The organism is Streptomyces spiramenti, assembly GCF_012034385.1.
GTDB classification, from domain to species: Bacteria; Actinomycetota; Actinomycetes; order Streptomycetales; family Streptomycetaceae; genus Streptomyces; species Streptomyces spiramenti.
In genome coordinates, this window is the sequence record NZ_JAAVJB010000457.1 from 1 (window position 1) to 1,269 (window position 1,269).

At 77.7% G+C, this 1,269-nt stretch carries 1 protein-coding gene; it reads left to right on the forward strand.

Annotated elements, in window-relative coordinates; genetic code table 11:
* The coding region (locus HCJ92_RS24130; RefSeq protein WP_338054365.1) for a hypothetical protein at nt 1-1,002 on the forward strand (1,002 nt) is incomplete at its 5' end.
* Between the last annotated feature and the right edge of the window lie 267 nt (nt 1,003-1,269).

The window sequence follows — 1,269 nt, forward strand, 5'->3', positions numbered from 1 at the left end:
GCCGGTGCCGCCGCCGCTCCGCTGGCCCCCGGCGAGCTGACCGTCGTCGTGCTCCCGCCGCGCAACGCCACCACTCGGGGCCAACTGCTCCGCATGTCCGGTCTCGCCCGGGACGAGGGCCACCAGCTGCTCTGGCGCGAGGTCCGGGGCCCCGCCGGCCCCGGCGCCTGGCCCGCGCTCGCCCGGCGGCTGCGCACCGCGGACCGGCTGGTCATCGGCGACCCCTTCTCCCGCTGGGCACAGCTGCTCCTCGCCGGGGCCGAGACCCGCCGCGTCGTCGTCGTGGACGACGGCACGGCGACCATGGAGTTCACCGCTCAGCTCTCCCGCGGCGAACCGCTGGTTCGCTGGCACCGTGCGGCGCCGCCCCGCGGCGCACGCGCCGCGCTCTTCGCCCCCGTCGCCCGCCGCGCGCTGCGGGGGCTCAGCCCGGTGGACGGCCGCGAGGTCGAGGTCTTCACCGCCATGCCCGTCGAGCACCCGGCGGGTGTCACCGTCCGCCGCAACGAGCTGGCGTGGACCCGGGGCCGGTTCGGGCCGCCGCAGATCACCGGCGGGTCCGACCTGGTGGGCACCTCCCTGGTGGAGACCGGGATCATCCACGAGGACCGCTACCTCGGTGCCGTCGCCTCCCTCGCCGCCGAATACGGCGTGACCCGCTACCTGGCCCACCGCAAGGAGGGCCCGGAGAAGCTGAAGCGCGTCGCCGCCCTCGCCGGGGTCGAGATCGTCCGTCCCGACCTGCCGCTGGAGCTGGTCGCGCGCACCGGCCCGATCGGCCGGCGGGTGCTGAGCTTCCCCTCCACCGTCGTCCACACGCTGCCGCTGGTGCTGCGCGGCACCGAGTCCGGCGTCAGCGTCTGCGAGATCACCGACGACTGGCTCACCGAGCGCGCCTCGCCCAGGGCCGGTGGCTTCCTCGCCGCCGTCATCGCGAGCGCGCGCGGCGCCCACGGGCTGCCGGTGCTGCCGGTGCCGCTGCCACCGCCGACCGCGGTCTGACACCTGACACCGCCCGGCGACCGCCCGGGGCCGGACCGCGTACCGCCGGCGCCACCGCACGCCGCCCTGGCGCCGCGACGGGGTGGCTACGCACTGCAACGTGCGCTCCGAGGCGCGCGGCGGGGCGCATCGCATGAACATGCGCTGTGAAACCAACCACGGCACGCCCGGTGCGGGGCGAACCGGCCACGAGGGCGCGCCCACCGGCCACCGGCCGCAGCGGGAGGGGCCGCCGCGACGACCGCCGGGCTCCCCGCCCCGCGGCTC